The 19,442-nt window shown below is 65.5% G+C and carries 21 protein-coding genes; 15 read left to right on the top strand and 6 right to left on the bottom strand.

Going from position 1 to position 19,442, the window contains the following annotated elements:
• Positions 1 to 3 precede the first annotated feature (3 nt).
• A complete protein-coding gene (gene leuS, locus ABB25_RS03265; protein ID WP_057663658.1) occupies positions 4 to 2,649 on the bottom strand; it encodes a leucine--tRNA ligase in 2,646 nt (881 codons plus the stop codon).
• Between the two features lie 106 nt (positions 2,650 to 2,755).
• On the bottom strand, positions 2,756 to 3,382 hold the full coding sequence (locus ABB25_RS03260) for a hypothetical protein (protein WP_152980969.1): 627 nt from the start codon (positions 3,380 to 3,382) through the stop codon (positions 2,756 to 2,758).
• A gap of 139 nt (positions 3,383 to 3,521) precedes the next feature.
• Here ABB25_RS03260 and ABB25_RS03255 point away from each other — a divergent pair, with 139 nt between their 5' ends.
• The gene (locus ABB25_RS03255) at positions 3,522 to 4,385 is read left to right on the top strand and encodes a tetratricopeptide repeat protein (protein ID WP_057663652.1); all 864 of its coding nucleotides are present in this window, start codon (positions 3,522 to 3,524) and stop codon (positions 4,383 to 4,385) included.
• Positions 4,386 to 4,537: 152 nt separating this feature from the next.
• Positions 4,538 to 4,990 (top strand): DUF4442 domain-containing protein, encoded by a 453-nt coding sequence (locus tag ABB25_RS03250; RefSeq protein WP_057663649.1) that lies wholly within the window; start codon positions 4,538 to 4,540, stop codon positions 4,988 to 4,990.
• Between the two features lie 66 nt (positions 4,991 to 5,056).
• On the opposite strand, the gene ABB25_RS03245 is transcribed toward ABB25_RS03250, so the two are convergent.
• The gene (locus ABB25_RS03245) at positions 5,057 to 6,448 is read right to left on the bottom strand and encodes a hypothetical protein (protein WP_152980967.1); all 1,392 of its coding nucleotides are present in this window, start codon (positions 6,446 to 6,448) and stop codon (positions 5,057 to 5,059) included.
• A 195-nt stretch (positions 6,449 to 6,643) separates the two neighbouring features.
• Between ABB25_RS03245 and ABB25_RS03240 the strand changes: the two genes are divergently transcribed.
• The 7 genes from ABB25_RS03240 (at position 6,644) to metG (ending at position 13,987) form a co-directional block, all read left to right on the top strand.
• Positions 6,644 to 7,330 carry a DUF502 domain-containing protein gene (locus ABB25_RS03240; protein WP_057663642.1) on the top strand — a complete coding sequence of 229 codons (687 nt, stop codon included), beginning with the start codon at positions 6,644 to 6,646 and terminating at the stop codon, positions 7,328 to 7,330.
• 97 nt (positions 7,331 to 7,427) lie between these two features.
• A complete protein-coding gene (locus tag ABB25_RS03235) occupies positions 7,428 to 9,257 on the top strand; it encodes a DUF885 domain-containing protein (RefSeq protein ID WP_057664448.1) in 1,830 nt (609 codons plus the stop codon).
• Positions 9,258 to 9,262: 5 nt separating this feature from the next.
• Positions 9,263 to 10,339: a serine hydrolase domain-containing protein gene (locus ABB25_RS03230; RefSeq protein WP_057664447.1), complete on the top strand. Its 1,077-nt coding sequence runs from the start codon at positions 9,263 to 9,265 to the stop codon at positions 10,337 to 10,339.
• A 148-nt stretch (positions 10,340 to 10,487) separates the two neighbouring features.
• Positions 10,488 to 10,928, top strand: coding sequence for a DUF2147 domain-containing protein (locus tag ABB25_RS03225; protein WP_057663639.1), 441 nt, complete (start codon positions 10,488 to 10,490; stop codon positions 10,926 to 10,928).
• Between the two features lie 185 nt (positions 10,929 to 11,113).
• Positions 11,114 to 11,545 (top strand): hypothetical protein, encoded by a 432-nt coding sequence (locus tag ABB25_RS03220; protein ID WP_057663635.1) that lies wholly within the window; start codon positions 11,114 to 11,116, stop codon positions 11,543 to 11,545.
• A gap of 3 nt (positions 11,546 to 11,548) precedes the next feature.
• Positions 11,549 to 11,773, top strand: coding sequence for a helix-turn-helix transcriptional regulator (locus ABB25_RS03215; RefSeq protein ID WP_057663633.1), 225 nt, complete (start codon positions 11,549 to 11,551; stop codon positions 11,771 to 11,773).
• 81 nt (positions 11,774 to 11,854) lie between these two features.
• A complete protein-coding gene (metG, locus tag ABB25_RS03210; RefSeq protein WP_057663629.1) occupies positions 11,855 to 13,987 on the top strand; it encodes a methionine--tRNA ligase in 2,133 nt (710 codons plus the stop codon).
• Positions 13,988 to 14,083: 96 nt separating this feature from the next.
• Here the strand turns inward: metG and ABB25_RS14175 are convergent, their stop codons facing one another.
• Together ABB25_RS14175 and ABB25_RS03205 are read right to left on the bottom strand one after the other, a co-directional pair.
• A complete protein-coding gene (locus tag ABB25_RS14175) occupies positions 14,084 to 14,809 on the bottom strand; it encodes an AbiV family abortive infection protein (protein ID WP_083488079.1) in 726 nt (241 codons plus the stop codon).
• A gap of 44 nt (positions 14,810 to 14,853) precedes the next feature.
• Positions 14,854 to 15,390: a hypothetical protein gene (locus tag ABB25_RS03205; RefSeq protein ID WP_152980965.1), complete on the bottom strand. Its 537-nt coding sequence runs from the start codon at positions 15,388 to 15,390 to the stop codon at positions 14,854 to 14,856.
• A 212-nt stretch (positions 15,391 to 15,602) separates the two neighbouring features.
• Between ABB25_RS03205 and ABB25_RS03200 the strand changes: the two genes are divergently transcribed.
• Positions 15,603 to 16,328, top strand: coding sequence for a hypothetical protein (locus tag ABB25_RS03200; protein WP_152980963.1), 726 nt, complete (start codon positions 15,603 to 15,605; stop codon positions 16,326 to 16,328).
• 46 nt (positions 16,329 to 16,374) lie between these two features.
• Here ABB25_RS03200 and ABB25_RS03195 read toward each other — a convergent pair whose 3' ends face one another.
• Positions 16,375 to 17,325 (bottom strand): pseudouridine synthase, encoded by a 951-nt coding sequence (locus ABB25_RS03195; protein ID WP_425477291.1) that lies wholly within the window; start codon positions 17,323 to 17,325, stop codon positions 16,375 to 16,377.
• A 121-nt stretch (positions 17,326 to 17,446) separates the two neighbouring features.
• Here ABB25_RS03195 and rnfB point away from each other — a divergent pair, with 121 nt between their 5' ends.
• The 5 genes from rnfB to ABB25_RS14740 all read left to right on the top strand — a co-directional run bounded on the left by rnfB (position 17,447) and on the right by ABB25_RS14740 (position 19,352).
• Positions 17,447 to 17,863, top strand: coding sequence for an Rnf electron transport complex subunit RnfB (gene rnfB / locus ABB25_RS03190; RefSeq protein ID WP_057663619.1), 417 nt, complete (start codon positions 17,447 to 17,449; stop codon positions 17,861 to 17,863).
• A gap of 20 nt (positions 17,864 to 17,883) precedes the next feature.
• Entirely contained in the window at positions 17,884 to 18,303 is a 420-nt protein-coding gene (locus tag ABB25_RS03185) for a DUF1810 domain-containing protein (protein WP_057664443.1), read from the top strand.
• An 85-nt stretch (positions 18,304 to 18,388) separates the two neighbouring features.
• The gene (locus tag ABB25_RS03180) at positions 18,389 to 18,754 is read left to right on the top strand and encodes a VOC family protein (protein ID WP_057663616.1); all 366 of its coding nucleotides are present in this window, start codon (positions 18,389 to 18,391) and stop codon (positions 18,752 to 18,754) included.
• An 84-nt stretch (positions 18,755 to 18,838) separates the two neighbouring features.
• On the top strand, positions 18,839 to 19,051 hold the full coding sequence (locus tag ABB25_RS14840) for a hypothetical protein (protein WP_211259280.1): 213 nt from the start codon (positions 18,839 to 18,841) through the stop codon (positions 19,049 to 19,051).
• Positions 19,052 to 19,190: 139 nt separating this feature from the next.
• Positions 19,191 to 19,352: a VOC family protein gene (locus ABB25_RS14740; protein WP_160319404.1), complete on the top strand. Its 162-nt coding sequence runs from the start codon at positions 19,191 to 19,193 to the stop codon at positions 19,350 to 19,352.
• Positions 19,353 to 19,442 lie beyond the last annotated feature (90 nt).

The raw sequence follows: 19,442 nt of genomic DNA, 5'->3' as shown, positions 1-19,442 counted from the left end.
CGCTCAGCCAGCAACGATGTTGATGATCTTGCCCGGCACGATGATCACCTTGCGCACGCTCATGCCTTCCAGGAACTTGACCACGTTCGGCTCGGCCAAGCCCAGGGCTTCCAGCTGCTCGCGGCTGGTATCGGCAGCCACTTCGATGGTGCCGCGCAGCTTGCCGTTGACCTGCACCGCCAGGGTCAGCGCATCACGCTTGAGCGCCGCCGGATCGGCCTGCGGGAAGGCGATGTCTTCCAGCACCGTCTCGGCGTGGCCCAGCTGCTGCCACAGCGCATGACAGGCGTGCGGGGTGATCGGGTTGAGCAGCAGCACCACGGTTTCCAGGGCTTCCTGGCGCAGCGCGCGGCCGTTGTCGGAGGCATCATCGAACTTGCCCAGCACGTTGAGCAGCTCCATCACCGCGGCAATGGCGGTATTGAAGCTGTAACGGCGGCCGTAGTCGTCACCAACCTTGGCAATGGTCTCGTGCAGCTTGCGGCGCAGGTCCTTCTGCGGTGCGGTCAGGCTGGCCACATCCAGCGCGGAGGACACCACACCGGCCTCGACATGCCGGGCCACCAGCGCCCACAGCCGGCGCAGGAAGCGCGCCATGCCATCGACACCGGCCTCGTTCCACTCCAGCGACTGTTCCGGCGGGGCGGCGAACATCGAGAACAGGCGCACGGTGTCGGCACCGTACTTGCCCACCATCGTCTGCGGGTCCACGCCGTTGTTCTTGGACTTGGACATCTTCTCCACGCCACCGATCACCACCGGCTGGCCATCGGCGCGCAGGGTGGCACCGGTGATGCGGCCGCGCTCGTCACGCACCACATCCACGTCGGCCGGATTGAACCAGTCCTTGCCGCCGTTGGGCAGCTCGCGGTAGAAGGTCTCGGCAATGACCATGCCCTGGCACAGCAGGTTCTTCGCCGGTTCGTTGCTGTCGACCATGCGTGCATCGCGCAGCAGCTTGTGGAAGAAGCGGAAGTACATCAGGTGCAGGATCGCGTGCTCGATGCCACCGATGTACTGGTCCACCGGCAACCAGTAGTTGCCGCGCTTGTCCACCGCCTCGCGCGCACCCGGGGAGGTGTAGCGGGCGTAGTACCAGCTCGATTCCATGAAGGTGTCGAAGGTGTCGGTCTCGCGCTCGGCGTCGGCACCGCATTCCGGGCACTGGCACTTGCGCCACTGCGGGTCGGACTTGATCGGCGAACCGGTGCCTTCCAGCACCACGTCCTCGGGCAGCAGCACCGGCAGCTGGTCTTCCGGCACCGGCACCGCGCCGCACTTGCCGCAGTAGATCACCGGGATCGGACAGCCCCAGTAGCGCTGGCGGCTCACGCCCCAGTCGCGCAGGCGGTAATTGACCCGGCGCTGGCCCTGGCCCTTGCGCTCGAAACGCTCGGCCAGTGCCTCGAAGGCGCCCTGGAAATCCAGCCCGTCAAACTCGGCCGAATTGATCAGCTCGATCTGACGGGTCTTGTCGCCGTACCAGTCCTTCCACTCATCGGCCGACCAGCTGCGCTCCTCGTCGTTGCGCGGGTCCTTCAGCACGATGACCTGCTTCTTGGGCAGGGCGTACTTGCTGGCGAATTCGAAATCGCGCTGGTCATGGCCGGGGACGGCCATCACCGCGCCGGTGCCGTAGCCCATCAGCACGAAGTTGGCCACCCACACCGGCACTTCCTCGCCGGTGACCGGATGGATGGCGCGCAGGCCGGTGTCCATGCCGCGCTTTTCCTGGGTTTCCAGCTCGGCTTCGGAGACGCCGCCCTGCTTGAGCTCGGCCAGCAACGCGGCCAGTGCCGGGTTGCTGCTGGCAGCATGCTGGGCCAGCGGGTGTTCGCCGGCGATGGAGACAAAGCTCACGCCCATCAGGGTGTCCGGGCGGGTGGTGAACACGCGCAGCGGGTCCAGCGCACTGCCGTCGGCATCGCGCACCTGGAACTCGATCTCCAGGCCTTCGGAGCGGCCGATCCAGTTGCGCTGCATGGTCTTGACCGATTCCGGCCAGCCGTCCAGCTCATCCAGGCCGTCCAGCAGTTCCTGGGCGTAATCGGTGATGCGCAGGAACCACTGCGGGATCTCGCGCTTTTCCACCAGCGCGCCGGAACGCCAGCCACGGCCGTCGATGACCTGCTCGTTGGCCAGCACGGTGTTGTCCACCGGGTCCCAGTTGACCACCGAGTTGCGGCGGTAGGCCAGGCCCTTGCGCATCAGGCGCACGAACATGCGCTGCTCGTGGACGTAGTAGTCCGGGCTGCAGGTGGCGAACTCGCGGGTCCAGTCAATGGCATAGCCCAGCGACTTGAGCTGGCTGCGCATGTGGGCGATGTTGGCGTAGGTCCACTTGGCCGGGGCGGTCTTGTTCTTGATCGCCGCGTTCTCGGCCGGCAGGCCGAACGCGTCCCAGCCCATCGGCTGCAGCACATTGAAGCCGGTCATCCGCTTGTAGCGGCTGATCACATCGCCAATGGTGTAGTTGCGCACGTGCCCCATGTGCAGCGCCCCTGACGGGTACGGCAGCATCGACAGGCAGTAGTACTTGGGCTTGTCCGTGGTTTCGGCAACCTCGAACGCACGGCTGGCCTCCCAGAACGACTGGGCGGTGGATTCGACCTGCTGTGGGTCGTAGGCGTTGATTTCTACGTTGGACATGGACACGGGGGCTTGGACGGCAACAAACCGTGAAGGTTACCGCAGTGCCGCAAGGGCTACCAATCCAGCCCCCCGACCTGCCCCCACCCCATTGAGCGGCAAGGGATTAATCCGGATCGGAAGTCACCACCGGCCGGCCTCTGGCGCCAACCTGCGCCAGTACCGCCGCGCAGACCATCCAGCCGGCCCAGGCCAGCAGCTGCGCGACCGGGCCCGGCAACCACGGCAACGGCAGCAGGCTCAGCACCAGCAGCAACAGCGCGCTGCCCAGTGCGGCCACTGCCCAACGCTGGCGGCCGGCCTGCAGCAGGGCCATGGCCTGCATCACCAGCGCCGCGACGACGGCAGCCAGCCACAGCAGCCAGGCCGTCGCCTGCGCACGCATCGCCGTTTCCAGCGGACCGTGCGGCGCAATCGGCAACATGCCCATCAACATGAATCCCAGCGCGGCAATCACCAGCAGGTGCTGGCTGATCCGCCCCGGGCGCGTTGCCAGCAACGCCGGCGGCAGGCACAGCGCACTGATGCCCATCAGCAGGCCGGGCAGCACGAACAGCAGCCACCGGAACACCCCGCCCTGCCAGCCGGGCAAGGTTCCCAGCAGCGCCAGCGGATGCTGCATGAGCCGGTATTCGGGCACCTGGACGCATGCCAGCAGCACACCGGCTGCGAACAGACTGGCCGCGATCAACGCGGCCGGGAAAGAAAATCGCGACCAAACAGGCTGGGGCATTGCAGGATCAATCCGGGGTACAGGCGCCCATTGTGCCCGCATCCCCCGGCACCCGCGCGCGGCCTGCAGGGACAGGCTTGAGTTGTGCCGGCACCACCACCATGTTGCAAGTTCCTTGAACCATTACCGAGCCGCGCCCATGCACCCGCAGCCCCACGTTTTTGATGTCACCACCGAAGGTTTCGAGGCCGAGGTCATCCAGCAATCGATGCAGCGCCCGGTGCTGATCGACTTCTGGGCGACCTGGTGCGGCCCCTGCCAGACCCTTGGCCCGCTGCTGGAAAAGCTGGCGGCCGAGTACAACGGCGCCTTCGTGCTGGGCAAGGTGGACGTGGACAAGGAGCAGCAGGTCGGCGCCGCCTTCCAGATCCGCTCGGTGCCCACCGTGTTTTTGATGTACCAGGGCCAGATCATCGACGGCTTCCCGGGGGTGATTCCGGAAAACCAGCTGCGTGAGTTCCTGACCCGCAACAACATCACCCCGGCCCCGCAGACCAGCGAAGACCTGGGCGAAGTGGCCGCGGTGGAGCTGACCCCGGCCGAACAGGTCGCCGCCGCCCGCGCCGCGGTAGCTGCCGAGCCGGACAAGGACGAGCTCAAGCTCGACCTCGCCCTGGCCCTGCTCAAGACCGGCGCCAGCAGCGAGGCCAGTGCCCTGATCGATGCATTGCCGGCCAACCTGTCCACCGATGACCGCGCGGTACGCGCCAGGGCCCGGCTGGATTTTGCCGCCGCCCTGGCCGATGCCCCGGCACCGGTCGTGCTCGATGCGCGCATTGCCGACGATGACAAGGACCTGGCTGCGCGCCACCTGCGCGGTGTGCAGCACCTGCTGGCCGGCGAGGACGAGGCCGCGCTGGAGCAGTTCATCGCCATGCTCGCCGCCGACCGCAGCTTTGCCGACGGCCTGCCACGCAAGGCACTGATCGATGCGTTCCGGGTGATCGAGGACGAAGACCTGGTCAGCCGCTACCGCCGCAGGATGAGCTCGATCCTGTTCTGAAGCCCAGGCCAGGCGGGCTGCCGGCAACGGTAGCCAGGTCATCACTGACAACGCCCCGCCCAGCGGGGCGTTGTCGTTTCCGCAGGGCCGGCAGACTCACCGTACGGGGGCGTTTGTTAGACTGCGCGCTTTCGTTTTGCAATCCGTCCGCGATGAACGCCACGCTCTTCCGCCATGCCATCAACCTGTGGCCGCCCTACCTGTTTGCCGGCATCCACGTCACCGCGATCAGCGCCGACTACCGCGCCATCCGGGTCGAGCTGCGCCAGCGCCTGTGGAACGTCAATTACGTGCGTACCCATTTTGGCGGCAACCTGTTTTCGATGACCGACCCGTTCTGGATGCTGGCCCTGCTCAAGAACCTGGGGCCGGCCTATTTCGTCTGGGACAAGGCCGGCGAAATCGAGTTCATCAAACCGGGCAAGGCGGTGGTATTTGCCGAGTTCAAACTCAGCCAGGCACTGATTGATGAGCTCCGGCAGCAGGCCAGTGGCGGCGACAAGGTGCTGCGCTGGTTTGAGAACGAGATTATTGATGCCCAGGGCGATGTCGTGGCCCGGGTGCGCAAGCAGGTGTACATCCGGCTGAAGCCGGACCAGCGCTGAGCACGCCAGCACTGGCCCCGATGACATCCCGCACCGCAGCGGGCCGGCCCTGACCCGGCCACGCGCTCACGGCGCGGGTGTGTCCGCGGCCGCGGCCGTGACCGGGGCTGGCGCCGGCCACCAGGCCTGCGGCAGTGGCAGGCTGACCGGCCCATTGGCCGGCTGACCCTTGCGGTAATAGCTGTCCACCTGCAGCGCGCGGCCATCGACACTGAGGCGGATCGGCCGCTGCGCAGAAACCAGCTCCGGCGGCAGGCGCTGCAGGCGTTGCGCCAGCGGCTCATCGCCCGGCTGCCCGCGCAACCAGACCAGCGCGGCCAGCAGGCGCTGCTGCGCGCCGGCATCCTGGGCGCGCAGGATGTAATCGGTGTACGCCGGCCCGGCGATGGCCGAGAGGATGCAGCCAATGGCATTGGCCGGGCATTCGACCCGCCAGAGCGAACTGACCGCAAGATCGGGTTGGGCCGGCAGATCCTGCGCCACGCGCTGGCGCAGCGGTGCCAGGCAGCCCTGTCCCATGTAGGCTGCATTGCGGTTCAGGGTCTTGTCGACATTGAACAGCCACGAGCCGCCGGCGGTGTCACCTACTTCATGCTCATAACTTTGTCGGGTGGCCGCGCCCACCATCGCATAGTCACCACGTACCGGTATGCACAGGCTCATCTGCTCCACCGACAGCGGCACCAGCACGGCGGCGCAGCTCTCCGGCAGCGGGGTGGCAGGCGGCAGTTCGGCCAGCACCTGGGCCAGCAGCAAGGTATTTGCCTGGAGCATGGACTGGCCGGTCATCGCCACCACCACGTTGTCGCTGTGGCCGAGCAGCATGCGCGCGGTACCGATGTCCCGGCACAGCCCGGTCATTGCCAGCGGACTGTCGCCCTGGGCATGGGCCAGCGCGTGTGCAGCCAGCGGGTCAAACAGGCGCGAGATGGGTGCCGGATACGGCATGTCCACATCGGCCAGGTACGGCGAGCGCACGTGGCCGTAATCGGCCAGTGCCGCCACCCGTTCGATCACGCCACGGCGTGCCTGCAACGCGGCCGCTACCGCCTGCGGATCACGCCTCACCTGGGCCAGGCAGTCGCGGTTGCCGCCACGGCACAGCACCTCGTCCGCCATCCAGCGCTGCCCTGGCAGCGCCAGCTTGGGAAGCTGCCCATGTTGCACGGGGCCCGGCTCCGGCTCGCCGTAGCGTTGCGGCGCCGTGGCCTGCACCCACTGCGCAAAGCGCGCGGCACGGTCATCGACCAGGGCCTGGCGCTGGGCCATGTCCAGGTCCTCATGGCTGAGCGTTTCCAGCAGCGCCCAGCCGTTGTCACCCGGCCAGGCCACCGGCCCTTCCAGTGCTGCGCGGGCCTGCTTTTGCATGGCGGATGCCGGCCAGTAGCGCGAGACCAGCATCACTACCAGCAGCAGGCAAAGCAGCCCGGACACGGCCCAGGCCATCCGTTTGAACATCACCATCCGTAGTCCCCCATTCCCCGGTCAGTGCGCACCCGGTGCGCGGAGGGCGGCCGGCCACAGCTGGCCGCCTGAGAATCGGTGTTATACACAACCAGAACACCAATGCAAAGTCCCGCCGGTCGACAGCACGCCCGTGAACATGAATGAGCACAAGCCACGTGCGTCTTCACACCCCGATACAATGCGCCGATGTCGCCCGATGCCGTCCCCCAGCCCCACCGCCCTTCGCTGCAACGCCTGTTCCTGACCGGCCTGCTCACCCTGCTGCCAATCTGGCTGACCTGGGTCGTGGTGAAGTTTGTCTTCGTCCTGCTCTCCAGCCTGAGCCGCCCGCTGGTGGTGCCGTTTTCCGAACGGGTGGCCGCCTCCTTTCCCGAGTCGCTGGGCTGGTTCAAGGCCGAGTGGATGCAGGATGTGATCGGCCTGCTGGCCACGGTACTGGTGATCATCGTCGTCGGCGCGCTGAGCCGGCGGGTGGTCGGGCAGAAGCTGCTGGCCTGGACCGGGGCGCTGATCCAGCGCATCCCGCTGGCCAGCATCATCTATGACAGCGCACGCAAGCTGCTGGACATCCTGCAGACCAAGCCGGGCAGCACCCAGCGCGTGGTGCTGATCGACTTCCCGCACCGTGAGATGAAGTCGGTCGGCCTGGTCACCCGGGTCATCCGCGAGACCGGCACCGGCCGCGAGCTGGCCGCGGTGTATGTGCCGACCACCCCCAACCCGACCTCCGGCTACCTGGAAATCGTGCCGGTCGAGCTGCTCACCCCCACCGACTGGAGCGTGGACCAGGCGATGAGCTTCATCATTTCCGGCGGTGCAGTGGCCCCGGATACGGTGCCGTTCACCCGCGCCGGCGAACGCAGCGGCAACTGAACCCTTTACCTGTGGCGCAGCCCGGCGAGGCTGTCAAGCTGTCATTGAGCGTGGCTATCAGGCACTCTGCAGTGCTTGCAACTGCTTGATGCTGCCGATGATCGTGTCCCTGTCCCGCGCTGTGCTGCTCGCCCTGGGTACCTGCCTGCTGTGCCTGCCGGCGCCACCGGCCGAAGCCCAGCGGCGCACTGCCAGCGCCCCGGCCGACAAGGCCAACCGGCTCAACGCGCTGTATGCCCAGTACTGGGATGCGCTGATGAAGCTCGATCCCCTGCAGGCCACCCTGCAGGGCGATGCCCGCTACAACGACCAGCTGCCCAACACGCTGTCGCTGGCCTTCCGCCAGCAGTACCTGGAGTTCAACCAGGAATGGCTGGCCCGGGCCGAGGCCATCGGCGCCGATGGCCTGCAGGGCCAGGACCTGCTCAGTTACCAGATCTTCGTGCGTGATACCCGCGCCGCACTGGCCGGGCGCGACCACCCGGCGTGGATGCTGCCGGTCAATTCCTATTACAACCCGGCTACGATCATCGCCCTGCTCGGCTCCGGTGCCGGCGCCCAGCCGTTCAACACCGTCAAGGATTACGAAAACTGGTCGCGGCGCTCGCTGGGCATCCCCACGCTGTTCAACCAGGCCATCGACAACATGCGCCAGGGCATCGCCGCCGGTGTGGTGCAGCCGCGGGCACTGATGGAAAAAGTGTTGCCGCAGCTGGATGCGGTGCTGGCCGCCGACACCGCCCAGGACAGCCTGTTCTGGGGCCCGATCCGGGCGATGCCGGAAGAGTTCAGCGCCGCCGACCGCGAGCGACTCAGCGCCGAATACCAGCGCATGATCGACAACCGCATCCTGCCGGCCTACCGCGCACTGCGTGGCTTCATCGCCACCGAGTACCTGCCGGCCTGCCGTGACAGCGATGGCCTCGGCGCCCTGCCCGGCGGCGCGGCGCTGTATGCGCACAACATCGTCCAGTACACCACCATCAGCCAGGACCCGCAGCAGCTGCACCAGCTGGCCCAGGCCGAAGTGACCCGGCTGCAGGGCGAAATCACCAGCACCCTGCGCAGCCACCGCATCCGCGGCCGGCGCGAGCGCGCGATCCACGCCCTGCACACCGACAAGGCCCATGCGCTGCCCAGCGCCCAGGCCCTGGTCCAGGCCTACCAGCAGGCCGGGCGCGAGCTGGCCGCACCACTGGCCGCGGTGATGCCGGCACTGGAACTGGCGCCGCTGCAGATCCTGCCGCTGGACGCCTCGCGCGCCTTGACCGCCAGTGCGGTCAGCTACCAGCCGCCGGCCGGCAACGACCAGCCTGGCACGCTGCGGATCAACACCCACGAGCTGGCCAGCCGCCCGCGCTGGGCCATCACCCAGCAGTACCTGCACGAAGCCCTGCCCGGCCATCACCTGCAGCTGGGCCAGCGTGGCAATGGCAGCGCCCTGCCGCGCTTCCGTCGCTATACCGGCGATACCGCATTCGTCGAGGGCTGGGGCCTGTACGCCGAGGCGCTGGGGCAGGAGCTGGGGCTGTATGACCAGGCGCACGAGCAACTGGGCTACCTGCATGCCAGCCTGCTGCGCACCGCGCGCATCGTGATCGACACCGGCCTGCATGCCCAGGGCTGGAGCCGCCAGCAGGCGGCGCAGTACCTGCAGAAGGAGGCCGACCTCAGTGCCGCCGATGCCGCGCTGGAGGTCGAACGCTCGCTGGCCATGCCCGGCCAGGCCCTGTCGGCACGGGCCGGCGAATGGCAGCTGCGCAAGCTGCGCGAACACGCCCGCCAGGCACTGGGCGAGCAGTTCGACCTGCGCCAGTTCCATGCCGAAATCCTGCGTGACGGTTCGCTGCCGCTGGATATCCTGCAGGGCAAGATCCAGCGCTGGATCGACAGCCAGACCGCCACCCCCTCCACCCCGGCCGAGTGAACCCGATGCGACGCTTCCTTCCCGTGCTGCTGGCCGCCGCCTCGGCCTTCGCCCTGCCCGTCCACGCCAGTGACCACAACGATGCCGCGCGCCGCCAGGCCAGCGATACACTGATGGCCGATTACCACGGCCAAGGCCCCGGCGCGGCGCTGCTGATCCTCAAAAACGGGCAGGTGCTGCATGCCCGCGGTTATGGCCTGGCCGACCTGGACAGCCGGCAGGCGGTCGATGGCCGGACCAACTTCCGCCTGGCCTCGGTCAGCAAACAGTTCACCGCGATGGCGGTGCTGCTGCTCGAGCACGACGGCGTACTGGGCCTGGATGACCCGCTGGCACGCTGGCTGCCCGGCCTGCCGCCGGCCACCCGCACGGTGACCCTGCGCCATCTGCTGACGCATGCCAGTGGCCTGGTCGATTACGAAGACCATCTGCCCGTCGGCCTTGACAAGCAGCTGCGCGACGCCGACGTGCTGGCCATCCTGCGCGGGCAGGACCGCACCTATTTCCCGCCGGGCAGCAGCTACCGCTATTCCAACAGCGGCTATGCCCTGCTCGCGCTGGTGGTGGAAAAAGCCTCCGGGCAAGCCTATGCCGAGTTCCTGCGCCAGCGCCTGTTCCTGCCGCTGGGCATGAACCACACCCATGCGCGCACCGATGACGGCCCGGCGATTGCCTTTCGTGCCTATGGCTACCGCCAGCTCGATGGCCACTGGCAGCGCAGCGACCAGAGCCTGACCAGCGCAGTGCTCGGCGATGGCGGCATCTACAGCTCGGCAGAGGATCTGGCGCGCTGGCTGGCCCAGCTGGATACCCCGCGCGTGTTGCCGGCCAGCCTGGTCAGCCAGGCACTGAGCGCGGCCAACCCGGTCCACGGCGAGCTGGATGTCAGCCACTACGGCCTGGGCTGGCGGCTGCACCCGGGTCTGGCCTGGCACAGCGGCGAGAGCATCGGCTTTCGCAACGTGCTGATCCGCTTCCCGGAACAACGGCTGGACATCGTGCTGCTGAGCAACCGCGATGCACCCGAACCCTACGCGCTGGCGCGGCGGATCGCCGCGCTGTGGGGCGCGCCGCAGCCCTGAAAACCGGACATCTGCCCCTGTCCGTCACGAGCATGAACTGACCGCACTGCCTGCTGCATTGCAAATACCGTACGCACGCGAATGCGGGTACATTCGCCCTTGACGCGATGAACACACCGCTCACCTGACATCCCTGGGAGGGGAACCCATGAACACTGCCATCAAGGTCCTGCTGCTGGCCCTGCCGCTCACCTTCGCCACCGGCCTGGCCCAGGCCAACAACTCGGCCGAAGGCCGCTGGCGCCAGATCGATCCGGATACCGGCCGCGCCAAGTCCATCGTCGAGATCCGCCGCACCAGCAACGGCACTCTGAACGGCCGCATCGTCGAGCTGCTCAACCCGTCGCGCCCGAACCCGGTCTGCGACAAGTGCGAGGACGACCGCAAGAACCAGCCGATCACCGGCATGGAAATCATCCGCGGCATGCGCGCCGACGGCGCCGGCAAGTGGAAGGGCGGCAAGATCCTCAAGCCGGACGAAGGCAAGGTCTACAACTCGAAAATGGCCCTGATCGAAGGCGGCCGCAAGCTGGAGGTGTCCGGCTGCATTGCCTTCATCTGCAAGACCCAGGTCTGGGAAAGGCTGTAAGCCTGCCCCGGCGACAACGCTGCCTCATACAACCCGGCCACTGGCCGGGTTGTTGCGTTGTGGCCCCCGGCACTGGCCGCACCATCGGTACGATGTAAAAAATAATTGACATTCACGTCATACCGGGCGCAGCCTGCAGATGTCAGGTTTATTTGACATCCACCGCACTTGCCCGGGAGTCCGTCATGCCCCTGTCTTTCCATGAAAAAAGCCTGTGGCTGGTATTGGCCAGCCTGTGTGCGGTGTTCGGGGTGTACTTCGCCCGCGTCGTACCCGCCACCGGCGCCACCATCGGGCCGGCGCAGATCGGCAGCTTCATCGGCCTGCTGGTCGTGCTGGTGGTGGTCCAGGTCATCGGCCATGCCCTGCTCGCCCTGGGTAGCCTGCGCGAACTGCGCGGGCGCGGGGTGAGCCGCGACGAGCGCGACGTGTTGATCGAGCTGAAAAGCAGCCGGCTGGCATCCTGGCTGCTGGCCTGCGGGGTGTTCTGCGCCCTGTGCGTCGCCGTGCTGGTGCCGGGCAACGCGGCCTTTGTCCATGTGCTGCTCGCATTCTGGGTGCTGTCCCAGGTGCTGGCCCTGGCCAGCCAGCTGTACCTGCACCGCTGGGGCATGTGAGCCATGGGCAAGACAACCGGCCGCCTGGGCAACCGCCTGCGCGAGCTGCGCCAGCAGGCAGGCGGGCTGACCCAGCAGGAACTGGCCGAGCGGGTGGGCGTCACCCGGCAGACCATCATCGCCATCGAGGCCAACCGCTACTCGCCCTCGCTGGAAGTGGCCTTCCTGATCGCCCAGGCACTGGGCGTGGGTATCGAGCAGGTGTTCCAATTCGAGCCCGGGCGCTGAGCCGCGCGCCCCGGGCAGCCGCACCGGCGGTGCCGGCCGGGCATGCGATAATGTCGCGTTCCCACGTCCCATCGAACGGTCATGACCCGTAGCGCACTTGTCACCAACGCCCTGCCGTATGCCAACGGCCCGCTCCACCTCGGCCACCTGGTCGGTTACATCCAGGCCGACATCTGGGTGCGCGCACGCCGGATGCTGGGCGAGAAGGTCTGGTACGTCTGCGCCGACGACACCCACGGCACCCCGATCATGCTGGGCGCCGAAAAGGCCGGGCTGAGCCCGGAGGCCTACATTGCCGACATCCAGGCCAGCCACGAGGCCGACTTTGCCGCCTTCGGCGTGGATTTTGACCACTACGACTCCACCAACTCGGCGGCCAACAAGGCGCTGACCGAAGCGCTGTACCTCAAGCTCGAGGCCGCCGGCCACATCTCCAAGCGCAGCGTCGCCCAGTTCTACGACCCGGCCAAGGGCATGTTCCTGCCGGACCGCTACATCAAGGGCACCTGCCCCAAGTGCAAGGCGCTTGATCAGTACGGCGACAACTGCGAAGTCTGCGGCGCCACCTATGGGCCGACCGACCTGATCGAGCCGAAGTCAGTGGTTTCCGGTGCCACCCCGGAAATGCGCGACTCGGTGCACTACTTCTTTGAAGTGGGCAATTTCCAGCAGTTCCTGCGCGAATGGCTGGCCGGCGATGTCGCCCTGCCGGGCGTCAAGGCCAAACTGGCCGAATGGCTGGATGCCGAAGGCGGCCTGCGCGCCTGGGACATCTCCCGCGATGCGCCCTACTTCGGTTTCGAGATTCCCGGCGCCCCGGGCAAGTATTTCTACGTCTGGCTGGATGCGCCGATCGGCTACCTGTCCAGCTTCCAGAACCTCTGTGCGAAGACCGGCGATGACTTTGCCGCCATCACCGCGGCCGATTCGGCCACCGAACTGCACCACTTCATCGGCAAGGACATCGTCAACTTCCACGGCCTGTTCTGGCCGTCGGTGCTGCACGGCACCGGGATGAAGGTGCCGACCCGCCTGCACGTCAACGGCTACCTGACCGTGGACGGGGCGAAGATGAGCAAGTCGCGCGGCACCTTCGTCAAGGCCCGCACCTTCCTGGATGTCGGCCTGGAAGCCGAAGCCCTGCGCTACTACTTCGCCGCCAAAAGCGGCGGCGGCGTGGACGACCTGGACCTGAACCTGTCTGACTTCGTGGCCCGCGTGAACAGCGATGTCGTCGGCAAGTTCGTCAATATCGCCAGCCGCTGCGCCAAGCTGCTCGATACCCACTTCGGCAACACGCTGTGGACCCAGCCGACACTTCCGGCTGAAACCGAAGCGTTGGGTGATATCTGGACTCAACATGTAGCAATTCGTAGTGCAGTTGGGATGCTCACCGTTGACACGGCCAGCAGCCTGTACGAGCAGAACAACTTTGCTGGCGTCGTGCGCAATGCCATGACCGCTGCCGACCAGGTCAACGAATACATCGCCCAGACCGCACCGTGGGCACTGGCCAAGGATCCGGAACGTCGCACCGAGCTGCACATCGTGCTGAGCACCGCCCTGCAGGCGTTTGCCGACATCGCTGCCGTGCTCAAGCCGATCATGCCGGCCACCGTGACCAAGGCCGAAGCCTATCTGGGCACCACACTCTCCCTTACCCAGCGTGTCGAACTGGACGGCAAGACCCTGCCGGCCTCCTACTCGCCGCTGTTCACCCGTATTGACCCGAAGTTGATTGACGCCATGACCGACGCCTCCAAGGACACCCTCAACCAGGCTCCGGCCACCACCGAAACCCCGAAGGCCGAAAAGAAGGCTGACAAGCCGGCCAAGACCGAAGCGGCTGCTGCACCTGCCAAGGTGGAAGGCGATGCCCCGGCCTACATCGGCATCGACGACTTCGCCAAGCTGGACCTGCGCATCGGCAAGGTGCTGGAGTGCGGTTTTGTCGAAGGTTCGGACAAGCTGCTGCGCTTCAAGCTCGACGCCGGCGACCTGGGCCAGCGCCAGATCTTCTCCGGCATCCGCGGCTCCTACGGCGAACCGGAAAAGCTCATCGGCCGCAATGTGGTCTTCATCGCCAACCTGGCCCCACGCAAGATGCGCTTCGGCATCAGCGAAGGCATGATCCTGTCGGCCGGCTTCGACGGCGGCGCACTGGCCCTGCTCGATGCCGATGACGGTGCGCAGGCTGGCATGCCGGTGCGTTGATCAGCGCAAACTGACATTGCTGTGAAGTACAAAAAAAGCCGGCGAGAGCCGGCTTTTTTTGTATCTCGATTCATGGCGCATACGTCAAACCAAAATTTATGGAGAGGCTTGTCCCGTAAAACTGGCGTAATCGCCCTGCATTGCTGAAAGATGCCCTCGAAGTTCCTCGCCATCTTTTGATCCAACAATCCGGCCACCCCAAACATCCCACAGTCTTTTGTAGCCATCTGGAACTTCAACCATACGATCAAGCAGCCTTAAAAAAAGCTCCGACCTACGAAGAAATTCACCATTGACATCTCGACACCAGAGCGCAGCGGACTCACCCACACTTTCGAGAGGCCTCCTATACTCAACCCCATCAAAGTCAACATATAAACTATTGTTTTTAATGCCATTGACGAGCTTATGGTATTCACCCTTGAGTTTATTTGCCGCCACCCTGGCCGCATCTCTATCACCTGCCGAATGATCAGCCTCCTCCGCCGTGAAGGGGAAGTTCCAAGAGTTTATATGATTCTTAATCTCATGCCTGGTCAAATTTTTATGCAACCTATCAAGATCCAAATCAAACCCAATTATTAAACCCTTTGCAGCAGCACCAAGAGAATCAATCTTCGCGCACTCCTCGATAGATATCAGATGCAAAAATGTGCAGCGCTGAAAAGCCCCTGCCTGACCAAGTATCTGCGCCTCGTCATAAAGAGAAGAAGCGTTATCAAGAATCAACTTGCAACCATCACGTATTCTTGAAATTTTATCCTTTACATCTGAGCTAACGACTCCATCCACAGCATATCCCCCAATAATTTCGATGTTCAAACATACATCTGAGCAAAAACTCTAGAAACGAAACCCTGCATCCATCACGACCAACTGACCTTGACCGTCGCGCCATCGATCAACGGCATCCAGGTATCGACCAGCGACAGCTTGGTATCCACCCAGAACGTGACCTCCCGCGTGCCGCTGGGCAAGCCGGCAAACGGGGCGTCCACACTCATCGCAATGGTTTTTTGACCTGGGCGCATCAGTTCCTGACGCAACCGGCGCATGGACTGCTGCCCGGTCTCATCCAGACGCAACTGGTAAATGACAACGGGCATGTCACTGCGGAAAACACCCGGGCTGCGGGTGCCTTTTTCCTTGTTGATCAGCACCAACGGCAAGGCCTCACGCTGGCTGTGCCCATCGCTGCTGACTTCAAGATTCAAGCGTGCGCTGGCCACATCCAGCTCGACACCCTGCGGCAAGGCAATGCGCACGCGCACCTGCGACGGATCCACCTGCGCCAGTGTGGCTGGCGATATCGACGACAGACGTAGCGCGGTACTCAAGGGGATGGAGGCACAACCGGCCATTCCCAATGTTGCCAACAACAAACCGACTGCCACTGCACGCATGGTCATCCCTGAGCTGTTGATGTGATCGCCCCAAACCAGCAAGCGCCCGTTGCCGCCTCAATAGCCGGTTGCGAACCAGCAAGATCCAGAGTGCAGCTCTCCTCAATTCCACTTGTTGTGACGAGGATTGTTGACTGCAGCTGCCACGCACGGAACTCTGTGGGCAGGATGTCGGGGGCTTGGCGCCCCCAGACCTGCACAAGGAGGTAACGATGGAACGCATGATTGCGCGTATCGGCTGGTGGCTTTTCGCACTGGCTGCGTTGTACACATTGGTGGGCACCATAGGCAACCGTATTGCCTCGCACAGTTACATCATTCCACTCACCCTGGAGCCCGGCCATAGCGCACAGGTGAATGTACTGCGCCTGCACCCCGACTACGTGGATCTTAAACTCCGGCATGCTTATGCGCAGGGCCAGGAGCGGCCGGAACTGGGTCGCTACAGCCACGAGGAACGGGCGCAAGGCTACTATGTGGATGACCCAGGCCAGCCGGTCATTCTCCAAGTCAGCACATCCACCGAGAGTGTGGTTTACGAAGCCGGACCACGAACCGGACGCGGTGCCCACACCATCAGCCGCGGCATGAGACCCCAAGCGCCGGATGACGACCCGAAACTATTTGGCGGCCCCACTCAGCCGGCACCGGCCACGCTGCCGCGTGGGCGTTCGACCGTTACGTTCTCGGTGTTGCAGGTTGGGCCAGCCCTGCTGGGAGAACGTGTCGAGCTGCATCTGGAACCACCTCTTGGCGTCAAGTCCACCTCTGCCAGCTACCAATGGCTGTGGATCTTCTTCTTCTGGCCGGTGATCGTTGCCGGGTTGGCGTTATGGGCGCTGGGACTGGCTTACATGAGCTGGCACGTTCGCGATCTACCACCCCGCATCCCCCGCAGCAAACCCGGCCGGCAAGAAAAGCCAGGAGTCGGGAGATAGCGATTGCCTGCAACACGCAGCCGCCCAAAAAATCCAGAGTGAACCGTCATTCCGCCAACTCACCAGCAGGCCTGCACGCCAGTGACCTGAATGACTCGAATCGCCGCTCCACACCACTCAAAGGATCTACAAACTCCAGCCGCTGTGCCAGCAATTGCAGCGACTTTTCCGCATCATCCGGCGCCGGATCCAGCAGCTGCGGATAACTGCGGTCATGCAGCAACGGCGCGCCGAGGGCGGCCATGTGCACGCGCAGCTGGTGCTTGCGCCCGGTGATGGGCTGCAGGCGGTAGGTCCAGTGGTCGGTGCCGCGATGGACCACGTCGATCACGGTTTCGCTGTTCGGCTCGCCAGGCACTTCGGCCATGCGGAAGAACGGCTCACCCGGCACCAGCCGGCTGCGGTGCACATACGGAAAGGTCAGATGCGGCAACGGCGCGGCGACGGCCAGGTAGTCCTTGTGGATGCGCTGCTCGCGGAACAAGGCCTGATACCGCCCGCGCGTGGCGGGGTTGGCCGAGAACAGCACCAGCCCAGCGGTATCGCGGTCGATGCGGTGCAGCGGCACCAGGTGCGGGTTGTCCAACCGCTCGGTCAGCCGTGCCAGCAGGGTCTGGCGCACATAGCGCCCGGCCGGCACCACGGGCAGGAAGTGCGGCTTGCAGGCCACCACGAGGTGTTCGTCGGCATGGACGAGGGCTTCGGTGAACGGGATCACCGACTCCTCGACCACCTCTCGGAAATAGTGGATCACCGCTCCCAGCCGATAGGGCGCCTGGAGCGTCAGCGGCAGGCCAGCGCCGTCGAGCACCCGCCCACGCGCAAAGCGCTGTGCCCAGGTGGCCGCAGCAATGGCCGGGAACAACGCACACAGCGCTTCGAACACGCTGTGCCAGGGACCGTCCGGCAGCTGGATACGACTGGCGGGCACGCCATCGCGGGTGTGACGCTGCTCGCTCATGGGGCCGGCCGGACAAGGGAGCCACCATGCTGCCATGCCTTGCCCCGGACCGTTTGTGCCTGCGCGGCCGACAGCAACAGAATCGGCCCGGCCGCCCATTGGGCAGCCATGGCTGCCGGCTGCGATAATGCCGGCCTGTTGTCCATGAAACTGCCCGATGTCGCGCCTGACCACCCCGCTTGTAGAACGCCTGGACCGCCTGCTGCCGCAGACCCAATGTGGCCAGTGCGGGTTCGAGGGTTGCCGCCCGTATGCCGAGGCCATGGCCCGCAGCGAGGCCGGGGTAGAGCGCTGCCCGCCCGGTGGCGACGAAGGCGCGCGCCAGCTGGCCACGGTGCTTGGCGTGGCCCCGCTGCCCTATGACCGTTCGCGCGGCACGCACAAGCCGCCACAGTTGGCGGTGATCGTGGAGGAAGACTGCATTGGCTGCACCAAGTGCATCCAGGCCTGCCCGGTGGATGCCATCGTCGGTGGCGCCAAGTACATGCACACGGTGTTGGCCGACCTGTGCACCGGCTGCGAGCTGTGCATCCCGCCGTGCCCGGTGGACTGCATCGATCTCAAACTGATCTGACCGTTTCGCCCAGCTTGAACATGACGGACATCGATCTCTCCCGCTTCCACACCGCCCAGGCACCGGTCTGGGAGCAGGTGCTTGGCGAACTGCGCGCCGGGCGCAAGCGCACGCACTGGAGCTGGTTCGTCTTCCCGCAGCTGGCCGGGCTGGGCCACAGCCAGAAAGCGCGTTTGTATGCGCTCAACAGCGTGGACGAGGCCCGGGCCTGGCTGGCCGACCCGGTGCTGGGGCCACGCCTGTTTGCCGCACTCGATGCCCTGCACGCGTGCGGCCGCGATGCCAACACCGTGCTCGGCACCGTGGATGCGCTGAAGCTGCGCTCCTGCCTGACCCTGATGCTGGCGGCTGCGCCCGGCGACCCGCGCCTGACCCGGGCGCTGGCGCAGTGGTTCGACGGCCAGCCCGACCCGCTGACGCAGACCCTGCTGCGCGGCTGAGCCGCCAACGGTGACAGCCGGCCCGCACGCGTGCTCCACTTCGGTGACGCGGCATGCGGCCGCATCCTGCCAACCGGAGCACGCCATGTCCCATCCCTCCCACGACAAGATCCACTACGTCGAACTGCCCAGCCGCGACCTGGCAGCCACCAAGGCATTCTTCCAGAAGGCCTTCGGCTGGGGCTTCATCGATTACGGCCCCCAGTACGCGGCCATCACCGGTGCCGGCCTGGATGGCGGCTTCTTCCAGGCCTCCACGCCGGCGCATTCGCGCAATGGCAGCGTCCTGGTGGTGCTCTACAGCGATGCACTGGAAGCCACCCAGGCCAATGTCGAAGCGGCCGGCGGAGTGATCGAACAGGCGATCTTCGACTTCCCCGGCGGGCGCCGCTTCCACTTCATCGAGCCCGGCGGCAGCGAGCTGGCGGTGTGGTCTGCCACGGCCACCTGAGCCCCGCCGCTGCTGCACAAAAAAGCCCGCCGGTTGGCGGGCTTTTGTCTGGTTGGCGCAGCCGCTTACGGGATGGCGGCAGTGATGACGATCTCCACCTTCCAGTCCTTGTTCACCAGTTTGGCTTCCATCGTGGCGCGGGCCGGGGCGCGCTCCCTGCAGGTGCTTGATACCCAGCAAGGCCCGGCCGCCGAAACGGTGTACTCCCGGCTGGGCTGGCAGCGCGCGGGCACCATTGCCGACTTTGCCGCCACCGCGTCCGGCAAACTGACGCCAACCGTTTTCTACTTCATGTAGCTGGAACGGCAACCACGTTCCCGTAACCCTGTGTCCTGGTCGATTACGCGCCCGATTACAGCGCGTTCTCCGACCAGGGGCTGGATGGTGGTTTCTTTATCTCCAGCCGGATAGCCCGGCGCTGGATGGCTGCGCCCTGGTGGTGTTCTACCGTGCCGATCTGGAGGCAACCCAGCACCAGGTGGTCGCCGCCGGCGCGGTGATTGCCCGGCACATCTTCCAGTTCCCCGGCGGCCGTCGCTTTCATTTCGTCGAGCCGGGCGGCAATGAATTTGCCGCCTGGAGCGACGCGTTACCCTGAGCAGCCCAGCGCCTGCACAAACGGCCATCCTGCCGGCACTCAGACGCCGCCCAAGTGCCCCTGCGGTGCCTGCAGGCCGGCTTTTGTCCT

The sequence above is a fragment of the Stenotrophomonas koreensis genome (assembly GCF_001431525.1).
Taxonomy (GTDB): domain Bacteria; phylum Pseudomonadota; class Gammaproteobacteria; order Xanthomonadales; family Xanthomonadaceae; genus Stenotrophomonas; species Stenotrophomonas koreensis.
This window is presented reverse-complemented; position numbering and strand designations above follow the sequence as displayed.